We start from the raw sequence: 26,605 nt of genomic DNA, 5'->3' as shown, positions 1-26,605 counted from the left end.
CGATGGCCAAATGGGATAATATGCTCGCAATGCTGTGGATGCTGAGGTCCGGCAAAAAGCTTACTGCCGCTCAGATCGCAGACCAGTTGGAGATCAGCGTCCGCACGGTATACCGGTATATCGATGCCTTATGTGCCAGTGGGGTGCCGGTGGTCGCCGAATCAGGACATGACGGCGGGGTACATATTCTGGAGAGCTTCAGTGAGACGCCCCTGTTCTTCAGCTCCATGGAGCTGAGAGCGCTGCTTGATGCCTATAAATTCGCGCAAAGCGCTGGCTATCCCTACGCCCTGGAGCTGGAAAACGCACTCAAAAAGGTAGAGAACGGGCTACACGATGAACAGCGCCAAGACCTGTCGCTGCACACAGGCAGTCTCGATGTGATCGCTCCGTCCCGTCCCCCGTCTGTCGTCCCTTTGCTGCGGGAGCTGGAGCAGGCTGTGAAGGCGGGCCAGACGGTCCACCTCACCTACCGGAAAGTGAATGCTGCACAGAACGAGGAGCGCGTAGTCGATCCATATGGTCTGGCTTACGACCGTTCGGAATGGTATATGGTTGGGTTCTGTCACCGGTCACAGGCCATGCGGACCTATCGTGTGGACCGCATTGTCAAGCTTGCGTTAACGGAAGCCAGCTTCCCTAAGCCGGAGCCCTTCTCGGTATCAGACTATTTCCGCAGCCAGCTGGAGCCGGAGCCGGAAGAAAATGCCCATCTGCTCGTGATCCGTATCGAAGGGGAGCCGGATGCGCTGAACAAGCTATGCGGCAACTGGCATCTGCGGCACTACCTGACGGAGCGGACGGACCGGGAGGCGAGGTTCCTGCTGGATGCTCCCTCTATGAATAAATATCTTCCCGAATATCTTTTGAGCTTCGGCACTTCCATACGTATTCATGAGCCTCTGGAGCTCAAGAACCAGATTCAGGAATTGGCCGGTGCGATTAGCAGACATTACATGAACGATGGGGATTGAACTTACTGACAGCCTCTGTCAGTGAAGCTGTTATAGGATGGAGACCAGATTATTAATGCCAGACTGTATTCATCTGGAGAGGAGAATCCACCCATGATTGGAATGCAGCAAGAAATGACTAGGGTATTCTTCCAAACGAAGCAGCTCCTGCGGCATAATTGCGGCAGGAGCTGCTTCGTTCACCTTATGTGCTGAGGAGTTGTTGCCATTAAGCGCCGGCCAAGGCCGTAACCTGAACCTTGAGCTCATTTACCTGCTTGCGCATGTCTTGAGCTTCCTTCTGCTGCTTCTGAACTACCGTGGTCAGTACACCGATAATGTCCATCAGTACTACAGACTTGTGATCCGCAGTGGAGAAAATCTGTGGCACATCCTCGGCGATGAAGCCGATATTCTGCTGCTTGCCGTTCTCCGTCTTGTAGTTGAAGGTCACCGGCTTCAGCTTGTTCAGCAGCTCCAGCGCCTTCTTCACCGGCAGGCTGGCAATGTTCTCCTTGTAGGTCCGGGAGGAGGTCTGTGCGAAGTTCGTTGCCCGCAGGTTGCCGTTCACATCCAGCTTGTAGTTATCTGCGGGCGCTTTACCAATGCCGACATTGCTGCTGGAATCTAGTGTCAATGCGCCCGCCACCTGGACCAGTTCATCATAGTCGGCATCCTGGCAGACCAGCTTCTGCATATTTCCCTCAATGCCCGCCTGCCATGCATTTGCCGTAGTATCCCAGAGAATCTGTGCCTTCTTATCCTTGCCCCGGTCCAGCTCGATCCCCCGGGTAACCGTCAGGCTGCCGCTGATCATGGCATCCTTCACGTTCAGTGTATCACTGAGGGTTAGTTCCTTCGCTGACAATGTACCTGTGAAGGCGGCGTCCTGCGCGTTGAACGTTCCTGTAAATTCGGCATCCGCTGCCTTTAGTAACGTGTCGATCACTGCGTTCTTCACGGTTAACGCCCCGTTCACAACAGCGTCAGAGACGGTTAATCTACCGGATACCGCCGCATTACCGCTCACATCCAGCTTGGCGGCTGGAGCGGCGGTGCCGATTCCGATATTGCCCGAGGACACCTTCAGCACAGCATTCAGATCCGTAAGCTCCTTATGCGTATGACCGCTGTACGAGAGCTGCTTCAGGCTGCCTGCAAGCCCCAGCTGCCATTCAGCCATCTCTTCGTTCCATACAATCTGTGCCTTGGCACCGGTTCCCCTACCCACATCAATCCCCCGGCTAAGCGTAAGGCTTCCCGTAACTTCAGCATCCTTCGCGCGGAGCATTCCGCTACATTCGGCATCCGCAGCCGTTAACTTGCCGCTGACTGCCGCATCTGTAACGGTCATAAGCCCGGATACCACCGCATTGCCGTTCACCTCAAGCTTGGCGGCTGGAGCGGCGGTGCCGATGCCGACATTCCCGGAGGCGATCTTCAGCACCCCGGTCAGCTCCGACAGCTCCTGGTGTGTATGACCGCTGTAGGATAGCTGTTTCATGCTTCCTTCAATACCCGCCGTCCAGACCTTCTGGGCATCATCCCAGAGCAGCTGTGCCTTCTGATCCGTTCCTCTGTCCACTGCAATTCCCTTACTGACCGTAAGATCGCCGGTGATGGCGGCATCCTGAGCTGTGAAACCTCCGCTGACGGTGACCTCCTTAAGTGCAGCCAAGCCGCTGATCGTTGCATTTGCTGCCGCCAAGCCGCCGCTTAATGAAGCCTCTGTAACCGTCAATGATCCGCTGACAACGGCATTCCCTTTGACCTCCAGCTTAGCGGCCCGGGCATCCGTGCCAATCCCGACATTGCCTTCGTCAACAGTGATCGCCTCCGCCAGAGCAGCATACTCGGGGTGGATATGACCTTTGAACTCTATGACCTTCAGGGTATCTGAGACTCCGGCCAGCCATTCATCGGCAGTCTCATCCCATAGCAGCTGGGCTGGAAGAGCGGTGCCGCCGCGGAATACCTCCAGACCGGCATTTTGGACAATGTGATCACTCTTAGGATCATATTTGTTAACTCTTATAATGCTGTCCTCAATCTCAAGCTCAGCCGCGTTGATCGTCACGACATCGCCATTCACCGTCAGATTTCCGTTCACCGTCAGATCCTTGGAGATGGAGGCGCTAACTGCACTAAGCTCCCCGCGGATTACTGTATTGCCTTGAACATCCAGCTTGGACTTAGGGTCAGGGCTTAAGGTTCCAATGCCGACCTCTCCACTTTTGGTAACCATGAACAAGCTGTCTTTGCCTGGTACCTTCACATCCAGAAGCGCCTGCGGAGTCACGGTTCCGATGCCGACCTCTCCGTCTTTGGTAACACTGAACAAGCTATCTCCGCCAGTTGCTCTAACATCCAGCAGGGCCAGCGGAACTGTGGTTCCGATGCCGATATAACCCTTTGCATCCGAAGACAAGGTAACCGCATTGCCAAGTGAATTGTAGAGTTGATGCTGGCCGCCCTTCCCGGTGCCGAACTCAGCGAACTTGTCCCCATCGCCATAGAACCAAGAATTCAGCTCATTATTCCAGTAGATCCGTGCATTCTTCTTAGGGTTGCCGTCTTTATCCAGACCGCGCGGAGCCTCGAACCCTCCGGCAGTCACATTCCCGGACACCACCGCATGATTGCTAATCACGGCACCCGCTGCATTAATCCCTTTGTTAAAAGTAGCGGGGCCTTCAAATACAGCATCACTATGAGCGGTCAGCTTACCTGAGAAGGATGCCGCGCCAGAGACCTCTGTCTCCGTCCGGAAAACCGCCTTGCCTGCCACATCCAGGACTTCGGTCGGATTATCCGTGCCCACCCCCATCTTGCCGCTGCGGGTCAGGCTGAGAACCGTTCTGCCGGCAGTACCCAGCTTCCAGCGGTCCTTAGCCCACTTGATCTGCGCATTAGTCTCGGTGCCTTGCAGCACCTCAATGCCGTCTCCGACCGTCACTGTTCCTGCAATTGCCGCACTGGCGGCAGTAACGGCTCCTGTAATCGCAGCACCTGCAGCCTTCACTGCACCGGACGCCTGGATATTGCCGGATGAATCCACTACTACCGCCGCACTATCCGCAGGTGTTGCCAGCTGCCACTGGTCCTTGACCTCATCCCAGGCGAGCTTGACCGGATTCTGATCCGGGCCGCGATAGATCTCAAGTCCGCTACCCGCAAGCGACTTGACTGTTCCACCAACCTTATTAAGGGTAATCCAGGGACTGCCGATATCCAGCTCATCTGTGGCAATTTTGGCCGAGGCCCCCCGGATCTCCAGCTCTCCGGCTACCGTCAGATTGCTGCCCACCGTCAAGTCATGGTGAATATCCACATCCCCTCCGGCGCTGGCGCTGAGTGCCAGGATGTCACTCTTCGGATTGTACAGCTGGCTATGAAGATGCAGAGCATCCGCACTCGCCATCTGTGTCAGCTTGTCCCAGGAGCTGCCGCTGGCGACATTCTCCAGCGAATTTCCGATACCCACCTTCCACTTCCGCTCGCTTTCGTTCCAGAACATTCTGGCCGGCGGCTGCGATTCTCCCCGGAACACTTCAATGCCGCTCTCGGCGGCTGGCGGGGTATCCCCTGCGAATTTGTTGATCTCAATGACGTTATTGGTGACGACCAGATCCTCACGGTTAAGCGTGGTCGTGGTGCCTTTGACGATCAGATTGCCGTCTACCTTAACCAGGCCCTGAACCGCCAGACCTCCGCTGACTTCCGCCCCGTTATTGACGGTCAGGGAGCCCTGCACCTCAGCATCATTGATCATTTCAAAATCACCGTCTGCAGTAACCTGGACAGCCGTGTTGCCCATGCTATCGCTCAGGGAATTGTGCCGGTGCAGGCCATCTGCATCCGAGCTGACCCCTCCGGTCAACGCGTCCCAATTACTCCCATAGGCAATATTGGACAGTTCATCGCCGAGTCCCAGCTTCCATCTGCCATCCGTCTCGTCCCAGAGCAGCTTGGCGCTCGGGTTCAGCTTGCCCCGGTAGACCTCAATGCTGCTCTGCTTCAGGGAGGAACTATTCCCCTCGAATTTATTGAGCTCAATCCGGTTGCTGACCACCACCAGATCTTCCTTTTTGACGAAGGTAGTGGTGCCCTTGACCGTCAGATTTCCTTCAATCGTAGCCGATCCTCCAACACTCAGGTCGGACTTCAGCGTGGTACTGCCCTTAGCCAGCAGCGTACCGCCGAGCTCCATATTCCCGGATGCGGACAGCCGTCCCTGGGCGTCTGCCGACAGAATCGTTCCGCCGGACGGCGTACTCAGTGTGCTGTGCTTGTGGGAAGCATCCGCCACAGCCCCGCTGGTCAGTGTGTCCCATTTGTTCCCGTAGGGAATGTCGGACATGCTGCCTTCAAGCCCGATTCTCCACTTGCGGTCTGCTTCATTCCACTCCATGCGTGCTGCCGGAAGCTGGCTGCCCCGGTAGACATCCAGCCCTCCCTTGTTACCCAGAGCTGTGTGGTCTTCCGCCTTATTGACCGTAAGGAAGCTGTCTGCTACCTCCTGCTCAACCTTCCGGATGACCACCTCTTCTTCCCGGACAATCAGCTTATTCACGGTCAGGGTCTCGCCGACCATCAGCTCATGGGGGATATTCACATTGCCGTCCGCACCGATCTCCAGCGCAAGCAGGCTCTTGTCTTCGTTATGGAACTGCCTGTGGGTATGCAGAGCATCTGCGTTCCGGTTGCCGCCGGTCAGCTCCTCCCACTGCTTCCCGTCAGGAATATTGGTCATATCCCCGCTCACGGTGCCGGTCTGCCAGGATTTCGCGGCTTCATTCCAGGCTATCTTGGCATTAGGCAGCGTGGCTCCCCGGAAGACCTCCAGGCCATCCTTCTGGGATACCAGTGTCCCGGATACGCTCATTCCCCGGTCAACCAGGACCGTCCCCTCGTTGTCCGTGCGAAGTGACGGCTTGCCATCCGCAGCCATCAGCTGGCTATGGCTATGCAGACTATCCGCATTCGCACCGTGATGCAGCTGCTCCCAGTCTGCTCCATAAGCCACCTTGAACAATCCGCTGGCATCGTCACCCGCCTGCACTTCGGTTCCAATCATCCAGCTCTTATTCTTCTCATCCCATTGCAGCTTGGCGCTGGAATGATCCTTGCGCAGGATCTCGATCCCCATCCGGTCATCTTCAGCCGCATTCTGATTCAAGGTGACCTTGCTTCCGCCGATGATAACCTGGGGAACATCCAGCATCGCCATCCCCCCGCTGACTTCAATCCCTTGCTTCGCGGAGAAAGGACCCTCCATGGTTGACGCGCCGGAGACCTCCAAATCGCCGGACTCATTCACCTTGAACACCGCTGCGCTACCCGAGGTTACAGATAACGCGCCGTCTATATCCACTGATCCATAAGTGCTGATGGCCCCGGCCTTGATGTCGCCAGTGAACTCTGTCAGCACAGCGTGAACATTAAGCCGGCTCCCTTCCTCGCCGTCCAGGTCCTTCGAGTTGCTGAGGAAGGGCGTTTCGGGCTTCTTCTCTTTGCCGATAATGATCTGATCCGCCTTAAGCACCGTCCCGCCAGCGGCCCTGGTCACAAGCTGAGACCCGTCTACATCCGTCTCATAGATCCCGCCGATCGTTAAGGACCCGTCCTGGGAATGCTTCAGATTCACACGGGCCAGCAGGATATTCTGGTGTACATCTGCGGGCTTCCGGGAGCTTATATCAATGTTCGCCTGCTCCAGCACATGGATGGGGTTGCCTCCTCCCTTGAGCAGATCTGTATCCGTCAGCTTTTCCTTATAGCTGATAGAAATATAGATCTGATCCGAAGTGCTGTACCCGGAGAGATTAATCACCCGATCCGGGTGAGCGTCACTGACCATAATTTCCTGGCTGATCTCCTCATTGTGCTCCGGGTCGGTGACACGGTTGAGGGCAAAGCCCGGAGCGATCTCAACGGTTATCCCGTCCCGCATGGTGACCTTAAGGCCATCCACGACTCCCCAATCATGAAAATGACGGTTATGCAGCTGCCGCACACGCTTATGGTAATTCTGATCCAGCGTCAGATCCTCTTCCTTCAGCAGCAGCCCGTTGAAATAATTCATGCGTTTCATATCCTTTGGCACAATCCCACTCCTCCCGGCTCTTCATAGTTACAGCTAGCTTAGGCCTGAACGGACTCCTCTTCTGCGGCAGCCAGCTCCTCAAGCACCTGGATTGCCCCGCTGATGCGTGTTAAGGTATATCCCAGATTGGTACGCTTCTCGTCCAGCTCCTGGATCATCTGCCGCCCGGATTCAAGCTCTGCCTTCAGTTCGTTCATGCGTGCTTCTAATTGTTCTTTCATGAGTTCATCCTCCTAAGGTTTAGGCACCCTGCAGGGTGTCGATTTGTTTTTGCATTCTTGTGATCGCTTTCTGCTGATCCTTCATCACGCTGGTCAGAACGGCAATGATATCCATCCCGCTGATCGCCCGCTGCTCCGGATCGGCCAGAACAGCCGGTACTTCCTCCGCAATGAAGCCGAGGGTCTTTTGCTTAGTGCCTCCTTTGTATTTAAAAGAGACCGGATTTAGCCCCTCCAGCAGCTGCTTCGCTTCCTTGACCGGAATATCCGCAATATTGTCCTTCAGCTCGCGCGAAGACCACCAGTACATGCTGCCGTTGGCATAGACCCCGCCGCTGGCATGAAGATAGATGCGGTCGCCGGCATCATTAGAGACTCCGATGTCCAGCACGCAGTTCTCCCCGCTGGTCGGATAGTACTTGATCCAGGCCGAGTCGCCGCTGCCGCCGCCGGGATCGGACGGGAAGATAATCCCGTTGTTGCCGCTGCCCGCGCTCGGGATCAGGGCACTTCTCACTTCCAGGCTGCTGTGGACAGAAGCATAGGACCAGTCGTTGCCGTAATTGAGCACCAGATGGCTGCCATTGTCGACTAGCGCCCGGCCGGGAGCCCCGCGGCGCCCGGGATAACCGATGTAGAAATCAGCGCAGCGTACAGTGGCGGCGAATTCCTCAGCTACATCCAGCTTTTTGAATTTGCCGGCGAAGTTGAATACCTCTGTCTTGATGCTGCCTTTGATCTCGAGATCACCGCCAATATAGGCGCCCCCCTTCACCTGCAGGGAACCATTGACATCGAGATTGTCCCAGATCGAGACTCTGCGGACTCCCGACATCCCGTTACCCGCGATCATCAATGAATTGTAGTTCGTGGTATCGTTACTGATCTCGGCATTCTTCTTCGATTGGCCCGTGAAGCCTGTCCATCCAGAGGTGAATCGGACCGGGTTCTGCCCGCTCAGGATACGCATTTCCCCTGCCACGTCCAGCTTGTCCGCAGGCTCCAGTGTGCCGATGCCCACGTTGCCGGAAGCTATCAGAGAGATATGGTCACTCCTGTCATTGGAGGTACCGATCTCCAGCGTGCAATCCTCGCCTGTACGGGGATAGTACTTGATCCAAGCCTGATCATACCCGCCTCCACCCGGATTGGCCGGGAATATAATGCCGCTGTGCTCCCCGTTCCCCGCGCTAGGAATAATCTCCTGGGAGGCCTGCATTGTCCCGTTCACATACAGAAATCCGTTCACATCCAGCCGGTCCCAGATGGCGACCTTTCTCTTCTGCCCGGCAGAGTTATTGCCAACTATCATCAGCGCCTTGTAGTCTGTAGTATCGTTACAGATCTCCGCACCGTTCGTCTGTTTGTCGGGAAAGCCCGTCCAGGCGGAGGTGAAGCGGAGCGGGTTCCGGCCGCTGAGCAGGCGTACGCTGCCCTCGACATCCAGCGAATCCTCCAGCAGCTTCTGCGGGCCGATGCCGACATAGCCGTTCTTGTTCCAGGAGAGCGCCTGCTTATCTGTATGGGAGCCGTCGGCGTTAACCGTCCGGGTACCGAGTGCCCCGCCGCTGCCGCCAAATAATACCGGCCCCTCTACCTCTGCCGCAGCGAAGGGCTTCCCGGCTCCGAACCAGCCGAGGCCATGCGAATGGTCAACCGTGTCCGGGTTCGTGCCTTTCAGCAGCAGGATTCTCTCATCCTGAAGGGCAAGATCGGCATCACTGTACAGCTTGCCCGCCCCGGTGAAACCGAAGCTTAGGCCTGATGGCGAAGAAAGCTTGCTGTGCCGGTGCAGCAGATCAGCGAATTCAGACTTGATCAGGCTGTCCCACTCATTGCCGTAGGCGATTGCCTTAAGATCTTCACCGATCCCCGCCTTGAAGCGTTTCTCCTTCTCCACCCAGACAATCCTGGCGTCTTGCTTGCCCCCGTCACCCCGGTATACCTCAAGACCGCCATCTCTTGCACCCGGGAATACATACTTCGGGTCGTCCGTGTTGGGGCTGTTCACCTCAACGAAGCTGTTCATAATCCGCATCTCGCTCTGGGCCTTGTCCTTGCTCTTCAGAATCAGCTCGCCCTCAATCGTTAACGCTCCGGCTACGCTCATAGCCCCGGTGAAGCGGGTCTCGGGAGCTCTGATCTCCAGCACTTTGCCAGCCTGCAGTGTAGTCATAGACGGCATCGCCGCCAGAATAGCTTCACTCAGCCCCGCGCTGTCCATACTGTCCTCACTCTGAGCCGGGATCACCAGCTTCTCCGTGACCAGCTTCTTGCCGGCGGCACCGGCATAGGTTCTTATGGGCGTCCGGGCCGCATCGCTGTCGTAATCGTATATACATGTGCTGTCGATGGTAATACCCGCCCCATCTGTGCGGGGAACCACCCGGGCCAGAAGGATCGTATCGGTACCCTCAGGCTTAGTGGTCCCGTGACTGATTTTCCCCCGCTCCCAGATATGGATCTGTTCCCCTTGTCCACGCTCGATGCTGCGTTCAGCCCCCACCTCCTCATAGCTGACCCAGATGTAGATATTCTCATTGGCGTTATACTCGGAGAGGTTGACCGGATTATCCGGATGCCCCTCATAGATCAGAATTTCCTGGCTGATGCTCTCATACTTGTCACCGTTCTTGACCAGCACCAGATTCAAGGCCAGCCCCTCTGCAATGTTCACCTTCATGGATTCCCCCGGCTTCGCAGAGGGCAGTACCTTGAGCCCGCAGACAATCCCCCAGGTATGCAGATAGCGGTTATGCAGCCGCTGCAGGCGCAGGTGAAATTCCTGATCGAGCATGTAATCCTCAGCGTTCAGGAAGAGCCCGTCAAAGTAGCGCATTCTTCTTAATTCTTTTCCCATGATTCGCTTGCCTCCCGGTCTATAATCTCTATTGCTCTGTCATACCCCCGACTAAGGTCTCCATCCCCACACGCCCATAGACCCCCAGACGCATAGATGGAACTTCAATATTCAAGCTGGAATTGGTGTAAAAGGGCCGCTCCTTCCGGATCACCTCCTGCAGATTCCGCACCTTCTGCTGCAGCAGGCTCCGGCTGTACGCCGGGAGGATGATATGGACGGAGAAGTAGCTCGGCTCGGCCGCCCCGACCATCGTATTAATGCCTATACGCCGGGAGTTACCGAGACGGACAGGCTCCTCGTAGCTATAGATATGGATGGCCGCCTCTTCACCGGCGTGAACCTGCAAATATTCGGCCAGACCGCCCAGGGTTCCGCGTTTCTTATAGAGCTGGACGATGCTGCTGATCAGCTTGCGGTTAACGGTGCTGCGGGTGTCCGCAAGCGGAAGAATCTGCGTAGGGGCAAGTGTGCGCTCCTGGTTATCCTCCTCACCGTCATACTCCACGCCTTCAGCCAACTGGAGGCCTACCCAGCCTGCAAGCCAGGGCAGAAACTGCGAGGGAGCCGTCTGCGGATCGAAGTATTGATGCAAACCGTCCAGCAAAGCCTCCATGCCCACAGATTCCGTGCCTGCCGTCCCCGTATTGCCCGAGAGCATGGCTTCGAAGGCCTTCAGGAACCGTCCCAGAAAAAACTGTTCATCCGGCTCCCCCGCTTTCTGCTGGAACACCCGGGGAAGATACTCCACATAACTGTACCCGTCTGTCTTGCTCATGCTTCCACCTCAATCTTCAGGTCCTTCAGCTTAAATAACTGGAACGGCAGCAGCTCAGGCGAGTCCAGGTTCACGCTGGTCACATGATCAATACCGGCGATTCCCTCTACCAGATGATACAGATCCGAGGCGTACAGCTTCCTCCCCGGAAGCCAGCCCTGTCCGTGCTCCCCCCCGTTAACCGGGTCCAGGAACTGTACAATGCTGTCGTGCACAATGCTCCCGATACTCTGATTCCCGGCGGCAACCGTCATCTCAATCGCAACATCCCGGTAATCTGGCTCAACGACATGGACTCGGGTCGTCAGCAGCTTGCTCTTCTCCATGATCGCTTTAACCTGCTGCTTGATCTCCGCCATGTCTCTGCGCAGATCCTGCTGATTCTCGGTCTGGAGCACCAGAACTACGGACACATGCCCGAAGGCTTCTTTATCCGGCCCGGTGCCGTTCTCCATATCCGTATTAATCAGGCAGAGTGTACGGACCGCAAGGTCGGGATACGTGGTCCGAATCCCCGGGATATCCAGCAGGCTCTGCCCCGCCAGCAGCTGGTAATCTTCTGCCGTCACAGCCCTGTAGCATTCGGAGAACTGCTTCGCCCCGCGGGATATTCCGCTGGCCAGCTTCTCCCCGTCCTCCAGGGTGATACCCAGCAGCTTGAGGAACTGCTGCCTGCTCTCATCGGTCACCTGGTCAAGCCTGTAGAGAACCATCTCCGTGAAATAGGCGAACAGCTCCACCAGGGTAATGCCGGGATCGGAGGGGTTATAGTTCGTCCAATCCGGATCGTAGAGCGGAATCAGCGCAGTGGCATCGGCCACAAGCTGGTCAAAGCTAAGATCATCCAGCTTCAATACTGGAAGCGGCATAGATTCTTCCTCCTTTCTGTAGTTACGGCTCCAAAGTATTACAATGCGGACACCGCACCACTGTGTCCGGAATACCGGACAGCCCCGTCAGATACCTCCGCTCTTCCCTGCGGATGGTCTCCAGCCCACACGCTGCCGTGGTTGCGGTCAAATCATGCAGCAGGCCCGCCCGCTTATCCATAAGATATGGAAAGGGATGTTCCTCCGGCTTGTTCACCAGATGCAGCCCGCCGCAGATCAGCTCATCCTCTTCCAGATGAATATTGCCGCTGGCGAGGGTACGGATCTTGAGCGGTGTGGTGTTGATGTACTCATCCGTCCGGCTCAGGAAGACAATATCCTTCTCCTCGAATACAGCGGTCTTCACAACAAAGGTTACCGTCCCCGAATCCAGCCTATTGAGGATAAACGTCCGGACTGTCAGATCACCCGGAAGTCCAAATTCCAGATCGCTGCCCTCAGGATAGCTCTCTGCAAGCGGTTCTTCGTCAAGGGTCTGGCATTCGAGCATGTCACCGTCGATGGAGAGGACAATCAGCTCTACCGGCTCCCGGGATCTGTAGCGGAGCCTGATGATTCCGTTCTCCTTGAACCCTCTGAGCACCAGCGATTTTACTTCATCCCCGGCATCCACCGGCTCGGCAAGGGCAAATTGAAGCGCGTTGTCCTCAGAGCGGACCAGGCTGTATTTCGGATAGGCGGCCTGAGGCTTATACGGCCCGTTCTCAAGCGGCTCCAGCTTCAGCGTGAAGCATTGCACTGAAGCCTTGACGACTACATCCGATACATAGTCAACACCCGGCGTATTCTTAATCACGGCATAGACCTCGGAGACATACAGGTTCTGTCCCAGCTCCCAGCCCGTATTCCCGTCTGCGCCCTTAAGCGGATGAAAGAACTGCTTCAGGTTGTCGATGATCCGGCCCTCTGCTACCTTCCGCTGGTCTGGAGAGGTAAATGCTACGGTTGCCTCCACAGCAGTGCGGACGTAGTCCGGGCCAACCACTTCAATCCCCGGCACAGCAGTGTTCAGGGGGGCCGAGATCCGTTCACACAGATAGGCTTCAATCTCACTGCGCAATTCCTGGCTCGGGACCGGCCTTGGATCGTCTGTCTCCGGCACCACAATCAGTGTCGCTCTACCCGGAGTGAATTCCAGCTCCCGGTTCATGGCGCTAAGACATTTCACCTTGGCAATCTGGGGCATCGCCTCACGCACCAGCCATTCCATGTCCTCAGCGGTTACGCCCCTGTTCCAGCTCTTCAGCGTATGCGGCCCGCGAAGCTCAGCCTGCTCTGCTTCCTCCTGATCGAAGCCGCCGTCCGCCGCCACTGGATTCGTTACGGAATCCAGCCAGCTGTAACTGTCCCATATCCGGGATACCGAGCCTACGGCAACATTCCCGGACGCTCCGCCGCCATGCTTGTAGTCACACACGATGTTGTCTGTGCCCATAGGCGGAATCATGCCGCTGCGTCCATCCCCGAACATGATCATTCCGGTGCTTCTGTCCAGCATATAGTGCCTTGAATCTAAACCGGATACGGAGAACGTATTGACTTCCTCCCACGGTATCCATGTCCCCTGACCGGTGGCTTCCCGGACCTTGAGAAGCTGGCCTGGCAGCACGGGTATTTTGGACAACTGAACGGTCTGATTCTCCTCACCGTTGCTGGAGCCCAGAAGCTCTCCCGCAACGGTATTGGAATTGCGGGCCCAGACCGCGTTAGCGAGAATAGCATCCACCTGCGGGACTATCTCGAACCGGCCTTCATCCAGCCGGGCACGTATCCAGTATTGCTCCGTGCCGAACAGCGGCCGTCTCACAATATCTCCCGGCACGGCAAACTGCAGAATCTCCCTGCGGGTGAAGCCTCTGATCTCATCATTCACGCTGAGCGTCAGCCATCTTCTGCCGTCCCAGTACTCCCACGCCACTACCGGACGTCCCAGCTGTTCACCCGTTAGCGGAAAGAAGAGCGACACGGGCAGATCGCTGATATCACGGTCAAAGCCCAGGTAAAAGGTCGGCTCCGTCTCGGTGCACGGATAGAACGGCTTGAAATATTCGCCTTCGTTGCGGCAGGCCGCCGACTTGTCAGCGAAGCTGAAGTTATTCTCTGTGAGCACGGTCTGCGGGTGCGCCTCCAGTGTGTAGCTGTAGGCAATGCTGAGCTTACGGATGGAAGGCGGCGCGTATGTGGCCTGGGTCACCTTGAGCTTGGCTACATTGATGCTGCCTTCTCCCAGCTTGACCTCTTCATCCTGATATTCGTATTTCGCATCCTCGCCGTAATTCCCGCCGGTGATGCGGGCCCGGACCCAGTACTGCTCTTCACCGCCCAGCGTCAGCTTCTGGATACCCGGACAGACGAAGCTCAGCGTTCCGCTGGCAGTAAGGCTGCTCACCGCACGGAGGGCAGCGCCGGCATAAGCTGCACCGCCTTCGTCCGTTCTCTCCTCAAGACCGGTGATCGCAAGCCATTCCTGCCCGTTCCAATATTCCCAGCCGAGTCTCACATACGGTGTGTCCGGCAGCTTGCTGATCTCCGGCTCTGACAGCTCCAACCTCAGCGTAATCCGGGCACCCGGCTTCGAGAAGGCCTCCCCGCAGGCGATGTAGAACGTATCGTTGATTCTGGGCTTGTCCCCCAGCGGATAATAATCCTTGCCCATATCCAGCAGGTTCCCGTTATTCACCGTCACATCCGGCGGGAGCGGCTGCGGACTCACCACGTTAAGCTCCAGGCGGATATCTTCGATATCCGGCATTCGCGTACCGGCGGTTATAGGCTTCTTCAACTCGGCGAAAATCCACTTGCCAGGCCATTCCCGCAGCGCCCCGGACGGCTCGTACCCGGCCAGCGTCTTCGTATGCACGCCAGTCAGCCGGTCGAACCGGACCACCGCCCTCCACAGAGCATCTTCGTCCTCTTGTGCTTCGGCTATTGAGGAAGGATACAGCTGCATAGAATTCCCTTCTTCATCGAAACAAAACCAGTCGATATGGTTCAGCAGATCCCCGGTTCTGTCCTGCTCCGGCGCGGCCTTGCTCAGCGCGGCTGCATCCGGCTTGTTGAAATAGACCGATAAGCTGCTGCCCGCTTCCTGGAATCCGAGCAGCTCTGTATGTCCCAGATATAATCTGTGGACAAGTGTCGAATCCCCTCTGAACAGCCGGGCAGGTCTGCCGGCAGCTCCCCCGGCTAGCAGATGATCCTGATTGCTCCACTGGTCCTCCTGCGGATCGAGACTCACCGCCCGGACAGGCTGCGCCATAGTGATGGTCAAATCCTTATCCGTCTCAAAAACCACCTCCGCCCCCTGCTCCGGCTGGGCGGATACCCGGGTTCCGGCCGGAACCGTGTTATAGCTGCCCGAATCTGGCTTCAGCCGGAAGAGCAGCGGAACTTTGGCAGCACGGGGCGGAGTAGGATGAATGCCGATCAGATTCAGGAAGGAGGTGAAATTCTTCGCAGGCGCCTGATTCAACCGGCTGATCACTTTGCTCATCATCCCGGTGAAGATATGGACCAGGGCATCTGCCTTCTTGTCTGCCTCAAGCTCCGGCACATCCGTCCATTCCCGGCTGCAGTATTGGTAGATTAGGCGTCGTAGCTCGGGAACCAGCTGTTCCTGATCCCGTTTATCAATAATAGGCATTTGGTTTGGCATTATTTCCCCACGCTTTCAAGGAAGAATGGATAGACCAGATTATATTTGCTGTTGCTGGCCCTGATCGAATAGTCAATGGACACCTCAAGCTCGGAGCGGTCTGAGCGCGGGGTAACCGTAATGTCGTCCACTTCAATGCGCGGCTCCCAGTTCTGCAAGGCTTCTTCAATGAAGCTTCGCAGCAAGGTTGCGGTGCTCATGGTATTGGGCGAGAACACCAGCTCATTCAGTCTGCAGCCGAAATCCGGCCGCATGACCCGCTCGCCGCGGGCCGTTGACAGAATCAGAATGATCGATTCCCGGATGGAGTCTTCTCCACCGGAGGATCGGAGACTGCCCCGCTGGACAGCGAGCGGATACGTCCAGCCCCGTCCCAAAAAATCTACAACTTCCATCTCTCAGCCTCCTATTAAGACCGTTCCCGTAGCAGACACTTTCCCTGCCGGAAGGTCGGCCGGATCATTGCAGGTCAGCGCCGGATCACCGTTTCTGGCAGCCTTTTTCCCGTTGATAAATACTGTTGTGCTTCCGGCGCTGATGGTCCCCTTATTGGTCGGCGGCTTCTGAAACGGGCCTCCCTGCGGAACATGAGCCGGCGTATTCGTAGCCGTAGAATCCATAGTGGCTGCCGGCTGCCCCATAATCTTGACATTCGTGCTCAGCGCACCGTCCAGAATCCCCGTGAAGGGATGCGGCAACGGGGTGGGAACCAGGCCTCCACCGGCCGGAAGCATGACGATATGCGTATCGGTCGCCAGAATCCGGTCCCCTTGCTTCGCTGCTGGCTGGCCCATAGAGGGCACCCCCTCTAATTAATGTTGACCACAGATCCTTTGATTGTCATACTGGCGGCGGCTTTGACCTCCATCCCGGCCGAAGCTTCGATAGCGGTGCCCGCCGATGATTTCATTGCAATGGATTTGGCGGACAGGGACAGCTTGCCTCCCGCCGAGATTTCAATATCCGCACCGGCGGATACCGACACCTTATTCGCCTTCGTATCCAGGATGATCCGGTTCTTGCCTGACTTGTCGCTAATATGGATCTGCTCCGCGCCACCCTTGTCATCCAGTCTGATTACGTGGCCCTTGGCGGAGGTAAGCGTGATGCTCTCTTCCCCCTTGGTATCGGCGAACTGCAGAACATGCCCGCTGCGGGATTTGAACAGGCGGATATTATTCTTGCCGTCCTTGTTGGTCTCCGGCGGTATGTCTTTGCCATTCCACAAGGAGCCAATGATATAGGGGCGGTTGACATCCCCGTTCTCAAAAGCTACCAGCACCTCATCCTCCACCTCCGGCAGGCAAAACGCTCCCCGCTCCTTCCCGGCCATCCAGGACGCCATACGCGCCCAGTTGGATTCCGGCATCCCCATCAGCGGGATCTTCACCTTCACCCGTCCGGGGCCGGGCTTGTCCGCATGGTTCGCAGAGTCATTATTGATGACAATCCCCACCATTACGCCGAAGATCCGTCCCTCGTTCATGATGCTGTCCATAAAATTGCTAATTCCGGGTCCTTCACTCATAGGCCAGTCCTCTTCACCTTGAACGTCGTGGTATAGCCCTTGCTGTCGATCTTGTGAACCGTGGCTACAATGTAATAAATGCCGCTGAAGCGCTCGCCCAGACCCATCAGCTTCACCGTCTGTCCTGCCCGGAGCTTCGGGTTCCCCCAGCACATGCCTTCCCCGGCAATGAACTCGCGCAGGCGGCTGTTGTAAGCGGCGGCGGCCAGCACCTTGGCTTCGTTCATATCCAGCAGATTCTCGGCCATAATGACAATCGGTGATTCCCCTACCGCTGCTGTGCTGATGGTGAAGCCGCCTTCCTTCCCGCCCATTTTGGTCGTCTCTTCCCCGCTCTTAGCGATAGCTTCAAGCTCCTTCTTCTCCTTCACATCCCAGCCCTTAAGCGTCACCTTACTCCCCCGGGTAAGGGCCCTCAGCTCCAGGTTCAGCCGTTCGAAATCCTTCTTGAAGCTCATCTCCGGCAGCACCGGGGCCTTCACGGACCGCGACTTGACGAAATGCAGCTTCTTATCTGCCGCGAACAGCTCATAATCGAGCAGGGCTGCCCGCTCCAGCAGAAATTCGTAGTTGCTCTGATTATTCTGGAAGAGGTAGGGATACACCGTTCCGGTATCTTCCACCACAGGGGTCAATCCATGCTCCTTGGCGATTTCCCCCGCAATCTCACTATCCTTCTTCTTCAGAAAAGCTTTGCTCCTCGTCCCCATACGCAGCCTGTGCAGCAGATCATATCCGCGGATATCCAGCACCGAGTGCTCCGCAAAGTTCAGATCCAGCGAGGTAATCTCCCCGCTGATCATCGGCTCCGGCTGATCGAGTCCAAGGGAGAGCTTCAGCTGGTCGCCCGGCTTCAGACTCGTCAGATCCGTTCCACGCCACATGCCGCTTCCGGCATTCACCATATTCATCTGGATGGAAAACACCGCCGGCAGATTAAGCTCATCCTCCAGCGTGACGCCTTCCACCGCCGCTGTCAGTTCAGCGGACAGCTTGCTGCCGTTTAGCTCAATTTTGTAATTTGCTACACTGGTGCCCATGCAATCCCCGCCTTAATCCGGGATAACCAGAGTTCTCCCGATGTCATTTTTGCCAGGAAAGCCAACCGGGTTGGCGATCCTGTTCAGCTCGGCAATTCTGCGCCAGGCCAGCGGCTCCTTCAGCGTCTCATTCGCAATGAGGTCGAGCCGGTCCCCGCTTTTGACCACCCACAGCTTCCGGCAGGCATTCAAGCCCTGGCTGTCCTCCACCGACTTATCCGGCTCATCTGTAATGAAGGTCACATCCAGCAGCGAGCGGACAGGCGTGCCGTTATCCATGAACATCGTGAACTTCTGCTCGATCTTGCTCAACAAGCCGCGGTAGGTGAAGCCGCCCCAGACGAACATGCACACCGGCGGTTTTTTCGTGCTTTTGCCGCTGACCTTGGGATCAAGCAGCGACGTCAGCTGCCGGGTCTTCTTGCGGACATCCTTGCGCTGCTCATAGGTATCGTAGAACAAGGAGACCTTGAACTCCGGTGTCTCTGTGATCTGGAATTGCTTGTTGTTCTTCTCCCCGGTATATTTGCCTTCAAAAGAAACGGTGTACTCATTGGGGTTGAACATCACCTCAATGGCTCCGACGGGCATATCCAGAGGAATAATCTTCGCTTTCTCCGCCATTATCTTAGCCCCCTCCGATCCTTGCGTATGGCCATTCTCTTCTCCAGCACCTGATAGACCCGCTCAGCCAACTGATTCAGCTCTGCTGCATTCATTGCCAGCGGCGGAGCGGCCTTGGTGAAGGTCTGCGCCGGAGGCTGGGCCGCTTGTTCCTGCAGCACCCGCTCTAGCTGCTGCTGCATCGGCTCCGGCAGAGGCGTGCGCGGCGCTTCAGGCTTCCGCAGCACCAGGCGGCTATGGCTGGCGGAAGGCGGAAGGTCCGGTTCATAAGCCGGGCTATCCGCCCTAAGCGGACTGCCCGGCCTTCTAAGCTGCGGCGCGGACGGAAGCTCTGTCCGGCCCGCAGCGTAGATCAGGCTGGCCTCCACCGGAGCCGCAGGCCCCGGCCCTCTTGGAGCTGTCCGGCCTGCGGCTGCGGCCATTCGCGCGGAAGACGCCTGCCCGGCCGCAACTGGTGCACCTGACGCGTCCCCAAGCGGCAGCAGGATCTGCGGCTGCGCCAGCTGCAATGACTTCACCGGCTGCCTCTGATGAACCGTACCAACGGCAGCGAGCAGCGGGGTCAGAAGCTCCTGCCTGCTCTCCAGCTGCTCAAGCGTTGCCGTCAGCTGCTGACCTAAGCCGAGCTGAAGACTGGAGCTTACGCTTGAATGCGGAAGCAGCAGACTACCGGGCTTGAAGCTTAGGCTGGGAGTCTTAAGCTGTGCTTCCACAGCGGTCCCGGCTGAGCCTGAGACGGCCTCCCGTTCCTGCTTCAATGCTTGTGCCCGTATAGGATGCCCTGGCTTCTGCCACAAGGGCTGCGCCTCCGCTCCGTTCTCCTCTTCTTGCTTAACGCCATAGGTCCGTAGCAGCTGCATCACCTGCACCAGCTGCTGCTGATGGACTGTATGTGCCGGTCTGCCTGTCATCCTGTCTTGCTGCCCTGGAAGGACAGAAGCAGCCGGCAGATCGCCTCTGTTCTGCCTGTCTCCCTGGCTTGTTTCGACTGTAGCGCCTGAAGGCTGTGGCTTCGGAACAGACAACCCGGTCGGAGCAGAGACTTGCGCCAGTCTTGATCCGGCAGGATGAACAGTTACAGGTTCAGCCGGATAAACCGCTGTATTTTTTATGCGATACTCCGTTGTTACCTGATGTTGATTGCTTCTATGCTGCCAGACTCTCTCTTGCAGAACCTGTACCGAATCAAATCGTCCGGCTGCTGAATGAAGCCCGCTCCGCAGATCCTCAGCTTGACCAGGAGAAGCAGATGGAGCGCTTAGTCCAGGCCTGATGCCGCTTTGAGTCACCAATAGAATGCGGCTTGCCGGTCCCGGCTGTACCTTCTCTGGTACTACCTTATAATAGAATGTCTGATGGATATGGTTGGTCACCAGGTCCGTACGCTGCAATGTCTCCGGCTGCGCAGCATATAACGGATTGTGCCGCAGGATCAGACTCTTCAGCTTGCTCCGCCAGCGGGTCAAGCCGTATTTTGCCAGAATCGATTGAATGAACTCGGTCTGCTTCTGATTCGCAGGAGCTGCCGCCATCCGAATACTCCGGCTCATTACCGGTACCTGTACAGCCCGTTGTGCGTCAGAACCAGGCTCTCGACGGCTACCGCGCTGCTGCTGGCGTTGAACGCCGGCCCTTCCCATTTGATGGGGCAGGCTTCGATAAAGTTCCACCACACCTTGGGCGTGCCGGAATGATCCAGGAGACAGATGGACCCGCTGCGCCGCCGGATGACCCCGTTCACCACATTCTGATACCAATTCCACAGGTACTCATCATTCGTGACCCCGTTTTTCAGCGTCAGATCCGAGTATTTGGTCGGTCCCAGGAACACAAATTCCTTATGATTCTCACCGCCGAAGGTTTTGCGCTCCACCTGTGTCTCCACGCTAAGGCCTGAGACCTCAGAGAATCCGGCCACGGAGATCCCGTCAATTTCCACGATGAAGCTATAAGCAAGAAAGGGATCTTCCCGGTACCCGGGTACCCAGCTTCTTTTGGCGCCGATATTTAGCATATTTGCCTTCATGTTATCCTCTCCTAAGCCTCAAAGAAGTTCTTCTTCTCTTCCCCGCCACTCAGCTTCTGGTTGATCCGGCTGACTTCACTGCACCAGCGGTCCCGTTCGGCATGCTCCAGGTTCAGCACCGCCGTATAGTCCCAATGCAGATAGTAGGTCAGAAAGGCTACCTCCTCGTAGAGGCGGTCAAGGGGGTAGCCGACTATTCCCCCGGCGGTTCCAGTTCAAGCTCGAAGCGCTGCTCGCACTTGGGACACTGCGCATGAACCGCATTGCTGCCGTTCTGGTTAATCCGGTTGTACAGATCCTGCAGATAGGCGAAATCCGAGGTATACAATTCTTCGATCACTCTCGGCGTAATCATGCCCAGTCCACCTAGTGCGGTGACTACTCTGGAGAGCAGAATGACTGTCAGATACGCGGGGTTCTGCTGAACCCGGGAATCCCGGAGCGGTGTAATCTCATCGGCTGCGGTAGCCAGACGCATGGTGCCTTGCTTATGCAGCGTGCCTGCTTCATCCACGTACCCCTTGGGCAGGGTGAAGCTGAATTCAGTTTGTAATAGTTCCATATTCTCCCTCACTTCCTCATCAAGACCATCCTCATGCCTTCGCTTCCTTCCGGCGTCCCCGGCCGTGAATATGATGTCCATACCGTCCAGCTTATGTTTTGGCGTATTGCATCACATCCACAGTGACGATGACGATAAGCGGGAAGGCTATTTCACTCTGCGAACCCCTTCATGCACCAGCTCCATCGACTCGACAGAGACCTCGTTGCCTTTAGCGCTAAGGGCGCTGACATCATATTTGATCGGCCAGGCTTCGAGGATATCCCACTGCGCCTTGTCATTGCCTTCTTCATCCACCAGGATGATGGACAAGCTCTTGCGGTTCTTCAGCGCGCCTTTGTCCTCAATCGCCTTGCGCCAGTTGTAGAGCTCCAGGGAGTCGGTCAGCCCTTTTTTCAAGGTAATGTTCCCGAATTTGGTCAAGCCGGACAGCTTGCGCGCATGCGGGGCATCGATACCCTCCCGGTAATCAACAGCCTCTGTGGATGTATCCGGAATCGTTGCGTCCGCAAAGGCTGCGGTCTGAATGCCGTCAATTACAACGCGGAAGCGGTAATTGCGGTAGGGGTCCAATCTTTTGCCGGTTGCCATAGCATAAATCTCCTCTCAGTCTCTTATTTGGATAAGGTCTTCTGGCTGACCCGGATGACTACGAATTCAGCAGGTTTGACCGGGGCTACGCCCACTTCGATAATCAGCTGGCCGGCATCCCGCACAGCAGGCGGATTGTTCTCCTCGTCCACTTTGACGAAAAAGGCCTCTTCCTGCGTGGTTCCGTAGAGTGCACCGTCTCTCCATACGCGGGTCAGGAAGGCGGTGAGATTGCGTTTGACCTTGCCCCACAGGCTCGGATCATTCGGTTCAAACACGACCCACTGGCTGCCCTCATCCAGCGACTCTTCAATATACATCATCAGCCGCCGGACGTTGACGTAACTCCATTCCGAATCGGCGGACAACGTTCTGGCTCCCCAGACACAGATACCTTCCGGCAAGGAGCGGATTACGTTGATGCCGCCGGGATTCAGCAGCTCCTGCTCCGCCTTCGTGATGATCTTCTCGATTCCGACTACGGAATCCAGATAGCCGTCGGTGGTGCCTGCCGGTGCTTTGTGGACACCGCGAACGGCATCGACATACGCATACGTACCGGCAATTGCCCCGGACGGCGGCACAAGCTTCTGCTTCCCGGTCAGCGGATCATTAATGTAGACCCAAGGATAGTACAAGGCGCCGTAGGATGTATTGAATGAATTGCCCGAATAATCGCCCGCCCCCTCCTTGAAATCCTTGACCTCCAGCGGGCTTAAGCCATGCGGAGGATCTACGATGAAGATGCAGTCTTTTCTCAGCTTGCAGTAATTCAGCATATCCAGGATGGTGCCCCGGCTGTACGCCATATCTGCAAGGTCTGGAGCTGCTACAATGTTGATGCCGTCAATCGTATCGAACGCGTGGATACCGGCCCGCTTGACCGCATCCCCCAGGAAGTCAATCGGGGACATCCCGTTCACACCGCCGCTGAGGGACAGAGCTGCTTCATTGAACGCTGGCGTTTTCTCCATATTCTCCAGAATGGTCAGGTCCACCAGCGGCTTCACACTGACAAAGGCGGATACCTGATTCACCTTTTCTTCAAAATTAATCAGCAGCATGTTGTCGAAAATTTCGACGATTTTGCCCTCTTCGTCTTCTCCGCTGTATTCATTATTGAAATCACTGTCCAGCAAATACTGCACAATCATCTTGAAGCCAAATTGCTGTTTGTTGGAGGACGGGCCGATCTTGACCGAAATGCGGTTGCCCCACTCCCCTTCCGAACGTGCAACTACCTTGAACAAATCCAGATTATCGGTATCGCGAACCGCAAGCGAAGCCGGACGGATATCGGTGGATGCGGCTCTCACTACGTAGCAGGAGGTGCCTCCCTCCGCAAAAAAGTTATACACGGCATAAGCCAGATAGCCATTGGGGATAAACTGGCCGAACTCATTGACGAACTGGCTCCAGTTGGTGACCAGTACCGCTTTGCCGATGACCCCTTTTTCTGCGATCCCGACGAAGGCCCCGACTGAGGTGCCCACACCGGCAATCGGCTTGACCCCACTTGAGACTTCCTCCACATACACGCCTGGCGATAAATAATTTGCCATCTCTTACCCTCCTAAAAAAGTTTAATTAGCTTCTGCTTCTGAGAGAAACCTTCGGCAAAACTGGCTAAGGAAGCATAAACTTAAGGTTGGTCAGCTTACACAATCCGGTTAGGCACAGTTGCCTTTGTCTGCGGAATATCCGCTGGTACGGGTGCCTTGCATGTCATTCCTCCATGAATCACTCCCTTCACAGAAGCCCTCTCTGCCAGCTGTGTCTACAGAGGATGAACGCCCAGCTCTTTCACCTCAACCCGCGGGATCTGGATCGTCTTATCCGCAGGCAGCCGCACCGGCGACACCAGATAGGACAGGCTCACCTTAGCCGGCTTTCCGGGGAACACCTCCCACAGCTGCTTGATATCCTGAATCGTCAGGTTGTTATAGGAGATCCGGATCTTCTCATTGCCGCATTCGGCCAGGTTGCCCCGCAGATCGTTGCCGCTAAGCACCGGATGCTCATGGAACAGCTGAAAGATCCGGCCCAGGATCAGCTGCTCAGTCTCCCTGTCCTTGGCATAAGGTGTGAGCAGATAGTACAAATCCAGATAAGCCGGCGGATACATGAACTCATTCTTGCCGCCGGTCTCTTCCTTCTCACTGTTGCGCATACTTGGGCTATGGCTCAGATAATACAAACACATTGAGAGCTTCATCGTTGAGCTGTCAATATCACTCGGAGAGCCGAAGCTGATGAAGCTGTCATCGTTCAGCTCAGGCACATGCGCCTTCAGTAGCGCCTTCAGGCTGGTGCTGACATCTCTTATTACCGTACCTGTATCCACGGCCATACTTATTTCACCTCGATCAGTGTGTGATAGGGCGCATAATCCGATTGCAAAAAGGTTCTGCCCAGCTTCAGATACTCCCGCTTGGCCGCCAGCATGATCTGCTTCATCCCGATGGAACAGCCCTCATGCGCCGCATAAAAGGCCGCATTCAAGGCAATGTTCTTGATGTTGCCACCGGCAAGAATAAACTTCTCCGCCATGAAATCGTAATCCAGGCCGGCATCAAGCGGCGCTCCCACCGGGAACATCCCCTGCCAGATCCGGCCGCGTTGCTGCTGCTCCGGGAACGGGAATTCCAGCTTGAAATGCAGCCTGCGGGCAAAAGCATCGTCCAGATTCTGATTCAGGTTGGTCGCCAGAATCACAATTCCCGTGTACTCCTCCATCTTCTGCAGCAGGTAGCTGATCTCCACATTCGCGTACCGGTCATGCGCATCCTTGACCTCAGAACGCTTGCCGAACAAGGCATCCGCTTCGTCGAAGAAGAGAATGGCGTTCGAGGTCTCCGCCTCATCAAAGATCCGCGACAGATTCTTCTCGGTCTCCCCGATATACTTGCTCACAATCTGCGAGACATCGATCTTGTAGATTTCCAGACTCAGCTCAGTTGCAATCACCTCAGCAGCCATCGTCTTCCCGGAGCCTGGCGGCCCCGAGAACAGGATGTTCAGCCCTCTGCCGAGCGACAGCCGTCCTGCAAAGCCCCACTCTCCATAGACGAGTGCGCGGTATTTCACCTGACGGCAGATTTCCTGCAGCTGATTCAGCTGCTCTTCGGGAAGCACCAGCATGTCCCAGGTATACATGGCTTGGACCTTCGAGGCCAGTGCCTGGATTCTGCGGCTGGACTGGAAGTAACAGGCTTGGTAGAGGTCCTTCGTGCTGATCCCGTTCTCCCTGGAGCCGTTCCAGACGGCGATGTTCTCACCGCCGTTCAGCGCGGCCCGGATCTGGCTTGCCGTGAAGCGGAAGCTGCCGCTGACTTCATCCAGTTCCATCTGCGGAGACAGCTTATACTCCTGACCGAAGGCAGTCCATGCAGCCTTGCGGGCCGCCGCATCCGGAAAGGGCAAGTCGATCTGCATGAAGTTCAGCGCAATTCCGGTTAAGCTGATTCCCCACTGCGCTTCTCCAAGGATGAACGCCAGCGGTGCATAGTCTGCCAGCATCTCCGTGAGGAGCCGGATCTGCAGGCTGTAGCGGTCATCCTCTGTCACCAGGCTGTCGAAGCCGGTGAAGCAGAGGGCCGTCTTCATCAGCAGCGCATGCCGTCCAAGCAGCCTCAGCATTTCGCTGAAATCAGCCTCAGGGCACAGCAGCTTCTCCAGATCGGCAACCAGGACAGAGAGTCCCAGGGTGCCGCAGACCTTGCAGATACCGCCCAGCTTCACGGCCTCATCCGGCCCGCTAACGTATAGCACACTGCCAGAGCTACCGGAGCTGCCGGCCCCGCTGCTGCTGTAATGCTTCACGAACCGCAGCAGCTTCTGCTCCAGCTCAGCAGGGAAACGGGACTGCTGCGGAAGGGGCACCGTGCTAAGATTCGCTGCCTTCGTCAGGCGCTCATCTAGCACCTCATAGCCGAGCAGCAGATTCACCGCCCAATCCTCCAGCTTCAGCGGCCGGGCGATTAGCGGAATGCGGCTGTCGCCGTACTCCCCTCTTCGCTCCAGCAACAGCTTCATCAGCGGCGCATTCGCATCGAACAGCAGACGGGCCGCCTGCCGCTCCTCCTCTGCCCCGGCGAATACCTCCAGGACCCAACCCACCGAAGGGCGCTTGTCCGACATATCATTCTGCAGGTAGGCATAGATTCGCCCGTACTTGCCGTCCAGCTCAGGCGCCAGACAAGCCACCAGGATGCTTACCTCCAGCCCTGACAGGTTAAGTACAGAAGCCACCTCCGGGAGCATGAGTCTGGGTGCGGGACTGGTTACCTCCAGCCCCGGCAGGCTAAGTGCAGAAGCCATTTCTGTGCACGTAAGGCGGAGAGCTGGACTGGGTGACTGACCTGCTGATGGGTGGAAATTAGTCCTCAGTCTGGCAGCGATCTTCCGTTCCAGATGAGCTATTTCCGCTGTTAAGAGATTGATGTAACGCTCATCTTCCGGCTGGACATCCAGCAAACTGCGGATCTCCTCGTCCACAAGCTCCAGCTCTGCGTGCGGCTGCGGTCCTTCAAGGTACCTGAGCTTGAGTCGGAGCTCCAGCAGTTGCAGCTCTTCTGCGAGATGCTCTTGATTGGAGTTGTAGGGCGGAGCGGGTTCGCCGCTCTCCTCTCGGGGAGCTGCTGCTCTGGAAATTGCTTCAGAAGCTGCTGCTTCATGAGCGGAAGCAGGAGCAGCGCCTGCGCCAAGCCCGGATGCTTCGATTCGTTCCACACTGTCAGCACCTTCCGCTGTTTCCTTTCGATAGCCTCTA

The 26,605-nt window shown here is 56.6% G+C and carries 20 protein-coding genes; 1 reads left to right on the top strand and 19 read right to left on the bottom strand.

Translation table 11 applies throughout. From position 1 onward, the window contains the following. Positions 1–2: 2 nt before the first annotated feature. Positions 3–974 carry a helix-turn-helix transcriptional regulator gene (locus tag MKX42_RS14350; protein WP_340753087.1) on the top strand — a complete coding sequence of 324 codons (972 nt, stop codon included), beginning with the start codon at positions 3–5 and terminating at the stop codon, positions 972–974. Positions 975–1,182: 208 nt separating this feature from the next. Here the strand turns inward: MKX42_RS14350 and MKX42_RS14345 are convergent, their stop codons facing one another. The 19 genes from MKX42_RS14345 to MKX42_RS14255 form a co-directional block, all read right to left on the bottom strand. Then, positions 1,183–7,059 carry a tail fiber domain-containing protein gene (locus MKX42_RS14345; protein ID WP_340753086.1) on the bottom strand — a complete coding sequence of 1,959 codons (5,877 nt, stop codon included), beginning with the start codon at positions 7,057–7,059 and terminating at the stop codon, positions 1,183–1,185. 38 nt (positions 7,060–7,097) lie between these two features. Then, positions 7,098–7,280: a hypothetical protein gene (locus MKX42_RS14340; RefSeq protein ID WP_036701070.1), complete on the bottom strand. Its 183-nt coding sequence runs from the start codon at positions 7,278–7,280 to the stop codon at positions 7,098–7,100. Between the two features lie 19 nt (positions 7,281–7,299). Further along, positions 7,300–10,140, bottom strand: coding sequence for a tail fiber domain-containing protein (locus tag MKX42_RS14335; protein ID WP_340753085.1), 2,841 nt, complete (start codon positions 10,138–10,140; stop codon positions 7,300–7,302). Positions 10,141–10,168: 28 nt separating this feature from the next. Further along, entirely contained in the window at positions 10,169–10,918 is a 750-nt protein-coding gene (locus MKX42_RS14330) for a phage tail protein (protein ID WP_340753084.1), read from the bottom strand. After that, positions 10,915–11,787: a hypothetical protein gene (locus tag MKX42_RS14325; RefSeq protein WP_340753083.1), complete on the bottom strand. Its 873-nt coding sequence runs from the start codon at positions 11,785–11,787 to the stop codon at positions 10,915–10,917. Before MKX42_RS14325 ends, MKX42_RS14330 begins: the two co-directional genes overlap by 4 nt. A 22-nt stretch (positions 11,788–11,809) precedes the next feature. Further along, positions 11,810–15,463, bottom strand: a complete 3,654-nt coding sequence (locus MKX42_RS14320; protein ID WP_340753082.1) for a putative baseplate assembly protein — start codon at positions 15,461–15,463, stop codon at positions 11,810–11,812. After that, positions 15,463–15,858 carry a GPW/gp25 family protein gene (locus MKX42_RS14315; protein WP_036733369.1) on the bottom strand — a complete coding sequence of 132 codons (396 nt, stop codon included), beginning with the start codon at positions 15,856–15,858 and terminating at the stop codon, positions 15,463–15,465. Before MKX42_RS14315 ends, MKX42_RS14320 begins: the two co-directional genes overlap by 1 nt. Positions 15,859–15,861: 3 nt before the next feature. Beyond that, on the bottom strand, positions 15,862–16,257 hold the full coding sequence (locus MKX42_RS14310; RefSeq protein ID WP_340753081.1) for a PAAR domain-containing protein: 396 nt from the start codon (positions 16,255–16,257) through the stop codon (positions 15,862–15,864). Between the two features lie 14 nt (positions 16,258–16,271). Then, the gene (locus tag MKX42_RS14305) at positions 16,272–16,991 is read right to left on the bottom strand and encodes a phage baseplate assembly protein V (RefSeq protein ID WP_340753080.1); all 720 of its coding nucleotides are present in this window, start codon (positions 16,989–16,991) and stop codon (positions 16,272–16,274) included. After that, the gene (locus tag MKX42_RS14300) at positions 16,988–18,031 is read right to left on the bottom strand and encodes a phage late control D family protein (RefSeq protein ID WP_340753079.1); all 1,044 of its coding nucleotides are present in this window, start codon (positions 18,029–18,031) and stop codon (positions 16,988–16,990) included. Before MKX42_RS14300 ends, MKX42_RS14305 begins: the two co-directional genes overlap by 4 nt. A 12-nt stretch (positions 18,032–18,043) precedes the next feature. Next, the gene (locus MKX42_RS14295; protein ID WP_340753078.1) at positions 18,044–18,655 is read right to left on the bottom strand and encodes a CIS tube protein; all 612 of its coding nucleotides are present in this window, start codon (positions 18,653–18,655) and stop codon (positions 18,044–18,046) included. Continuing rightward, entirely contained in the window at positions 18,655–20,205 is a 1,551-nt protein-coding gene (locus MKX42_RS14290; protein ID WP_340753077.1) for a hypothetical protein, read from the bottom strand. Before MKX42_RS14290 ends, MKX42_RS14295 begins: the two co-directional genes overlap by 1 nt. Beyond that, positions 20,205–20,681, bottom strand: coding sequence for a phage tail protein (locus MKX42_RS14285; RefSeq protein ID WP_340753076.1), 477 nt, complete (start codon positions 20,679–20,681; stop codon positions 20,205–20,207). Before MKX42_RS14285 ends, MKX42_RS14290 begins: the two co-directional genes overlap by 1 nt. An 11-nt stretch (positions 20,682–20,692) precedes the next feature. Next, positions 20,693–20,878: a DUF6760 family protein gene (locus tag MKX42_RS14280; protein WP_076083189.1), complete on the bottom strand. Its 186-nt coding sequence runs from the start codon at positions 20,876–20,878 to the stop codon at positions 20,693–20,695. Continuing rightward, a complete protein-coding gene (locus tag MKX42_RS14275; RefSeq protein ID WP_340753075.1) occupies positions 20,875–21,243 on the bottom strand; it encodes a hypothetical protein in 369 nt (122 codons plus the stop codon). The genes MKX42_RS14280 and MKX42_RS14275 overlap by 4 nt, the downstream gene beginning before the upstream one ends. A gap of 147 nt (positions 21,244–21,390) precedes the next feature. Then, complete coding sequence (locus MKX42_RS14270; protein ID WP_340753074.1) at positions 21,391–21,834, bottom strand: phage tail protein; 444 nt, start codon at positions 21,832–21,834, stop codon at positions 21,391–21,393. Positions 21,835–21,857: 23 nt separating this feature from the next. Beyond that, positions 21,858–23,396 (bottom strand): phage tail sheath family protein, encoded by a 1,539-nt coding sequence (locus tag MKX42_RS14265; protein ID WP_340753073.1) that lies wholly within the window; start codon positions 23,394–23,396, stop codon positions 21,858–21,860. A 215-nt stretch (positions 23,397–23,611) separates the two neighbouring features. Beyond that, complete coding sequence (locus MKX42_RS14260) at positions 23,612–24,184, bottom strand: DUF4255 domain-containing protein (protein WP_340753072.1); 573 nt, start codon at positions 24,182–24,184, stop codon at positions 23,612–23,614. Positions 24,185–24,186: 2 nt separating this feature from the next. Further along, the gene (locus tag MKX42_RS14255) at positions 24,187–26,565 is read right to left on the bottom strand and encodes an ATP-binding protein (protein WP_340753071.1); all 2,379 of its coding nucleotides are present in this window, start codon (positions 26,563–26,565) and stop codon (positions 24,187–24,189) included. Positions 26,566–26,605 lie beyond the last annotated feature (40 nt).

Source organism: Paenibacillus sp. FSL R7-0204, from assembly GCF_038002225.1.
In the GTDB taxonomy this organism is placed as follows: domain Bacteria; phylum Bacillota; class Bacilli; order Paenibacillales; family Paenibacillaceae; genus Paenibacillus_AQ.
Note: the sequence above shows the minus strand (reverse complement) of the source record. Positions and strands in the feature narration are given on the sequence as shown.

Coding starts and splice junctions, on each gene's coding strand:
- MKX42_RS14350 (WP_340753087.1), top strand. CDS start 3: ATGGCCAAATGGGATAATATGCTCGCAATGCTGTGGATGCTGAGGTCC.
- MKX42_RS14340 (WP_036701070.1), bottom strand. CDS start 7,280: ATGAAAGAACAATTAGAAGCACGCATGAACGAACTGAAGGCAGAGCTT.
- MKX42_RS14335 (WP_340753085.1), bottom strand. CDS start 10,140: ATGGGAAAAGAATTAAGAAGAATGCGCTACTTTGACGGGCTCTTCCTG.
- MKX42_RS14330 (WP_340753084.1), bottom strand. CDS start 10,918: ATGAGCAAGACAGACGGGTACAGTTATGTGGAGTATCTTCCCCGGGTG.
- MKX42_RS14325 (WP_340753083.1), bottom strand. CDS start 11,787: ATGCCGCTTCCAGTATTGAAGCTGGATGATCTTAGCTTTGACCAGCTT.
- MKX42_RS14320 (WP_340753082.1), bottom strand. CDS start 15,463: ATGCCAAACCAAATGCCTATTATTGATAAACGGGATCAGGAACAGCTG.
- MKX42_RS14315 (WP_036733369.1), bottom strand. CDS start 15,858: ATGGAAGTTGTAGATTTTTTGGGACGGGGCTGGACGTATCCGCTCGCT.
- MKX42_RS14310 (WP_340753081.1), bottom strand. CDS start 16,257: ATGGGCCAGCCAGCAGCGAAGCAAGGGGACCGGATTCTGGCGACCGAT.
- MKX42_RS14305 (WP_340753080.1), bottom strand. CDS start 16,991: ATGAGTGAAGGACCCGGAATTAGCAATTTTATGGACAGCATCATGAAC.
- MKX42_RS14300 (WP_340753079.1), bottom strand. CDS start 18,031: ATGGGCACCAGTGTAGCAAATTACAAAATTGAGCTAAACGGCAGCAAG.
- MKX42_RS14295 (WP_340753078.1), bottom strand. CDS start 18,655: ATGGCGGAGAAAGCGAAGATTATTCCTCTGGATATGCCCGTCGGAGCC.
- MKX42_RS14290 (WP_340753077.1), bottom strand. CDS start 20,205: ATGAGCCGGAGTATTCGGATGGCGGCAGCTCCTGCGAATCAGAAGCAG.
- MKX42_RS14285 (WP_340753076.1), bottom strand. CDS start 20,681: ATGAAGGCAAATATGCTAAATATCGGCGCCAAAAGAAGCTGGGTACCC.
- MKX42_RS14275 (WP_340753075.1), bottom strand. CDS start 21,243: ATGGAACTATTACAAACTGAATTCAGCTTCACCCTGCCCAAGGGGTAC.
- MKX42_RS14270 (WP_340753074.1), bottom strand. CDS start 21,834: ATGGCAACCGGCAAAAGATTGGACCCCTACCGCAATTACCGCTTCCGC.
- MKX42_RS14265 (WP_340753073.1), bottom strand. CDS start 23,396: ATGGCAAATTATTTATCGCCAGGCGTGTATGTGGAGGAAGTCTCAAGT.
- MKX42_RS14260 (WP_340753072.1), bottom strand. CDS start 24,184: ATGGCCGTGGATACAGGTACGGTAATAAGAGATGTCAGCACCAGCCTG.